4 protein-coding genes and 1 pseudogene are annotated in these 4,746 nt (G+C 67.5%); 1 reads left to right on the top strand and 4 read right to left on the bottom strand.

Annotated features, from left to right (window positions below):
• Positions 1 to 278, bottom strand: a pseudogene (locus tag DD1DGNOD_RS11555) (amidohydrolase family protein); the annotation flags it as partial.
• A 287-nt stretch (positions 279 to 565) separates the two neighbouring features.
• Here DD1DGNOD_RS11555 and DD1DGNOD_RS11550 point away from each other — a divergent pair.
• Entirely contained in the window at positions 566 to 1,366 is an 801-nt protein-coding gene (locus DD1DGNOD_RS11550) for a FadR/GntR family transcriptional regulator (protein ID WP_241251456.1), read from the top strand.
• A gap of 249 nt (positions 1,367 to 1,615) precedes the next feature.
• Here DD1DGNOD_RS11550 and DD1DGNOD_RS11545 read toward each other — a convergent pair whose 3' ends face one another.
• The 3 genes from DD1DGNOD_RS11545 to DD1DGNOD_RS11535 form a co-directional block, all read right to left on the bottom strand.
• Positions 1,616 to 3,274, bottom strand: coding sequence for an NAD(P)/FAD-dependent oxidoreductase (locus DD1DGNOD_RS11545; RefSeq protein ID WP_131770102.1), 1,659 nt, complete (start codon positions 3,272 to 3,274; stop codon positions 1,616 to 1,618).
• Positions 3,275 to 3,558: 284 nt separating this feature from the next.
• Entirely contained in the window at positions 3,559 to 4,041 is a 483-nt protein-coding gene (locus tag DD1DGNOD_RS11540; RefSeq protein WP_206443106.1) for a DUF3237 domain-containing protein, read from the bottom strand.
• A 62-nt stretch (positions 4,042 to 4,103) separates the two neighbouring features.
• Positions 4,104 to 4,541: an ester cyclase gene (locus tag DD1DGNOD_RS11535; protein ID WP_131766567.1), complete on the bottom strand. Its 438-nt coding sequence runs from the start codon at positions 4,539 to 4,541 to the stop codon at positions 4,104 to 4,106.
• Positions 4,542 to 4,746: the final 205 nt, after the last annotated feature.

The raw sequence follows: 4,746 nt of genomic DNA, 5'->3' as shown, positions 1-4,746 counted from the left end.
TCGTGGCAGAACGTGATCGGAACCGGGGACACCACCTGCACCGCGACGCCCTCGACGTCCATGTCGACCAGCCGGCGATCCGCCGACCAGCAGCGGTCGTCGATGTCGCGGTACGGCGTCCCGCCGACGAGGATGCGCGCCCGAGCGTCGCCGAGCCGCTCGACGGAGGGCCACCGCCGCCAGCCGTCGCGTCCGGCAAGATCGGGCAACCACGGCGCGATCGCGTGCGTGTGCACGTCGACCAGCCCTTCGTCGGCCACCGCTTCACCCGCCGCCACCTCACCTACCACGGCGCTACCCGCTGTGGGCATCGTCGGCGGGCGAGGACGGCGCGTTCGCGGACATCCACTCAGTGATCAATTGGTAAATGATCAATTGGTACCCGCCCTTCCCGGGACCGCCCAGGCCTGTCGCCCGGCTGGCGCAACCATAGCTATTCTGTATATATGTTTCAAGTACATATCAGAAGATCTCGTATACAGCGCCTGACCGCCCCCTCATGAACAGCTACGAACTGTGGAGTCTTGCAGTGGGACGTCACATAATCTTGTTATGAGATTCAGTAATGACTAGCTGTGCGTCCGGACTGGACGGGTCCGTCCCGGCCGGCGTGGCGCTGTCGCTGGAGTACCGATGCGGATCAGAAGGAGCGCAGACGATGCCGGGTGACGCGACGCCTCGAGGCTCTCGCGGAGGCTCTCGCGCGCAGCAGGTCGCGGCGGAGATAGAAGCCCGGATCCTCGCCGACCGCCTGTCTGCCGGCAGCCGACTCGGGCTACGCACCGAACTGATCAACCGTTTCGAGGTCAGCCCCTCGGTGATGAACGAGGCGCTGGGCATCCTGCGTGAACGCAACCTGATCGTGGTCAGGCCCGGGCCCAACGGTGGCGTGTTCGTGGCCAACCCGCCGCCTCAGGTGCGCCTCGGCGGCGTCGACCTGTGGCACCAGGGGTTGACCGTCGACCCCGAACAGCTCTTCGAGGCACGCGCCTACCTCGACGCGCTCTTCCCTCCGGTGGCGCTGCAACGCGCCAGCCCCGAGGACGTGCGGGCGATGGAATGGGCTTTGCACGACATGCAGGCGGCGTCGGACGACCCACGCGCCTACCTGGATGCCAACATGCGCCTGCACCTGGCCATCGCCCGGGCGTCCCGGATCGAGGTGCTGGTCGGGCTCTACCAGACGATCGTGTCGATCCTCAGCGCCACGCTCACGAAGGCGACCTACGTGGAAGGCAGCGAGGAGCTGCGGCGCCACAACCTCGACGTGCACAGCAACCTCGTCGCCGCGATCCGGGACCGGGACGCGGTCGCGCTGGAGAAGATCCTCGCGCTCCACCGCCAGGACATGGTCCGCATCGCCTGACCCAGCGGGCGGGCGTGGCCGGCCGACATCGGCAGCGTCGTCATCAGCAGGTACGCGGTGCGACCCAGCTCGTGTCCACGCAACACCTTGTCCAGAGTGGAACCGATGACCTGGTGGGCGCCCAGGACAACCGGCCGCACTTCGCCTGAGCCGACTGCGGTCCGCCGGGAAGGCGCCGGGAGACGACCCAGTCGGATACACGTTCCTCTCGCCGTCGGCACCGGCAGGAAGCCCGCGGCTGCCGAACGGCTACCGCACCGGGTTGGGACCGGCGATGTCCGGCTCAAGGTTGCCCCGGATCATCACGTCCCTGGAAGCAGGGTTCTGATCGGCGGTGGGAGCGGGAACAGCGCTGTCGCCGGGCCTCGGCGCGACCACCGCACGGCGCGTCCTGGGCGCCGCTCCCAGCTCCCAGCCCGGGTGTTCGCTCGCGGACCTGCCGGCGTAGCGGAATCCGCCGAACCACCATTCCCTGCGGATGCCGATCTCGATCGGGATCTCCTCGGCCACCTCCCGGAGGATCGCCCGGCGGTCGGCCCCTGGGGTGGTTAGCGCCCTGACCAGTGCCTTCACCATCCGACCGGGGCCGACCACGCGCTCGACCCTGCGGATCCGGTTGAACGTGTCGGTGACGTCCGGGTCCTCGCCGCCCGCGAAGCCGCGGAACACCTCGCGGATCAACGCCGAGGGTGCCGCGGCGCGGGTCTCCCGGTTGCCCCAGTGGTACGTGCTGATCGTGTCGCGGTCGCGGCCGCGCTCCCAGGCCTGCAGAGTCCGGTCGAGAGCAGCGGTGTCGTCGAGGGTCTGCTGGGCGGCTTCGCCGAGAAGCCGGCCGTGACGCAGCGCGTCGCGCTGACCCTGACCCACCACCGGGTCCTTGAAGTGCCCCGCATCACCCACCAGCGCCCACCCCGGCCCGCTCGAGACGCGGTAGAAGGCCGACAGGTCCGCGGTGGAGAGCAATTTGCTCTTGTTCGTGGCGCCTTCGATACGCTGGGCCAGGTCCGGATCCTCGGCGAGCTTCTCCGCCCAGACACCCTCCGGATCCCGGCGGAAGCGGGGGATGTCCTCGACGGGCGCCATCCAGACGACCAGCATCCGGCCGAGTGGGCATGACGGCAGGGTCAGGCACGTCGAGCTGCCGGCCCGGTAGATGCCATAGGTCTCGTGATCCGGGGTGCCGACCCGTGGGTCGTCCAAGTAGGCGAAGGCGAAACCGCGGCCGTTGCGCGAACCCCGGTACGGCGTCCAGGAACCGACCGCCGCGGCTACGTGAGAACGGCGACCGTCCGCGCCGATCACGAGTTTCGCGTGGATTTCGTGGGTGTCGGAGCCGTGGCGGTAGCGGATCCCGGCCGCGCGACCATCCCGCCAGAGAATCTCCTCGAGGGAGCACCGCTCCCGGACCTCGGCGCCGGCCTTTCGCGCCGCGTTCACCAGGACCATGTCCTGCTGGAGGCGAGGGATGCAGACGCCGTAGTCGATGCCGTCCACCGGGGTGAAGCGCTCCCGTACCCGGACATTGCCGATGACCAGTTCCAGGTAACGCACTATGGCGGGATTCAGCTCGAGTGCCTCGGGCAGCGCGCCCATCCGCCGCAGTTCCGCGACACCATTCGGGACCAGCACGTGGGTGGAGAGACGGTCGGACGGGAACCGGGACTTGTCGATCAGCACCACCTTCCGGCCGGCGCGGGCCAACGGGACGGCCGCCGCGGTTCCCGCCACCCGCGCCCCGACGATGACGACATCAACCTGCTCGGCACCGGAACTCGCCCTGCGCGTGAGCTTCGGTTCCCGCGACCACTGGCTCTCCCGCCCGCTCGGAGAAGGTTGGGGGACGGGCTCGTCCTGCCGGGGGTCTTCCTGCGACAGCCCGTCAGCACAGAGATTCTCTTCGATCGTCATCTTCGTTCCTTCTCAGCGATAGACGGACTTCAGGTTCTGGTGGGAGGCAAGAACCTCCGAACCGAGCTCGCTGGTCTTGACGCCGCCGAAGGGACGCTCCGTCGTGCGGCTCGCGTGGAAGGCGCCCAGACCGACCAGCCCGCTGGGTCGTCGAACACAGATCTGGCGGCGCCGACCGCGCCGACGGAATCCGGAACCCGTCCGAGGTACTTCTCGGTGTTGCTGGAATGCACTTCGAACACGAACCAAACTATCCGCGCACCTGAAAGGGCTGTTCGAAACGATCAGTCCACCCGGTGGATGCGGTATTCGATTCCACCGGGAACAATTCTGCCCGCAGCGAGGAAAACTCGCCTGTTCAACCAGGAATAGCGCTCGTCGCCAGTCTCGAAGCGCGGGGTCGTACGGAAGTACTGGTCGCCGAACCCGGTCTCGCCGCCGGTTGCCAACGCGGCGCCGACCGCTTCGTTCATCTCGATCAGCCCGTGATACTGCACATAGACGAAGGCCCCGTCGTCGGTGCGGAACTGGCTGCGCACGTCGATGCGAGCCAGGCCGTCCGGTCCGATCAGAGCCCAGTCGGCGCCGCCGCTCAACACCTCGGCGTTGAACCGCTCGCCCGTCGCGCGGCCAGCGACGAGCTCGAAAATCATGCGGGAGCCGAACGGACCGCTTCCTACCTCGAGCGGCGGTCTGATCTCCGCGCGGACGGCGAACTCCTCAACGAGGCGCAGCTCTGAGGTGACCGGTGTCGAAAGGGTACTCATAATGTTCCTTTTCCGGCTGCGCCTGGTTGGATGAGGTGGGACACAAGACGACCTCGCCTGTTTCAGGCGAGTCCGAGCTGATGGGCCAGCGTCGTGACGTCCCAATAAGCGTGGATCGCGGTCGCGCGGCCCTCGGCGTCGACGGTGAAGACGTCGGTGCCCGGCAGGTCGAACGCCCGACCGGTGGGCGGCACCCCCGGAGGAAAGCCCTCACCGGTATGGGTCCCGATCATTCGCCATTCCTGCGCGACACGACCGGTGGCCTCGTCGACGAGCGGATCGCCCACCAGGTCGAAACGGAGGTCGGGAAAGCCCTGCCACCCGGCCTGGAAGAACCCGTGCGCACCCTCGAGATCGGTGATCTCGGCCGGCAGCGACGGGTCGACCCAGCTGAAACGACTCGCCAGAAGACCTGCGACGACCTCCAGATCCCGCCCGTTCCAGGCTGCGAAATAGCGTGCGGGATAAGATGTTACGGCCTCACGTACCGAGGTTCCCACGGTCTCTCCTCTTCGACTGGTCCTGGTGATGCCGGCGGTAACCACTCGACTCGGCGGCATTCCCGTCACACGATGCCGGCGGTAACCGGCTTCGTGTGACGGAGACCTTCCCACCGCAATCGTCAGGCTGCTCGGCGACGACCACCACCCCAACCGGCTGGCTGAAGCGTTCCCATTTTCGTGAACACGTCACATGGATATCGGA

Origin of the sequence: Candidatus Protofrankia californiensis, from assembly GCF_900634765.1 — a bacterium.
Classification (GTDB): Bacteria; Actinomycetota; Actinomycetes; order Frankiales; family Frankiaceae; genus Protofrankia; species Protofrankia californiensis.
The sequence above is the reverse complement of the archived record's forward strand: the minus strand, read 5'-3'. Positions and strand labels throughout refer to the sequence as shown.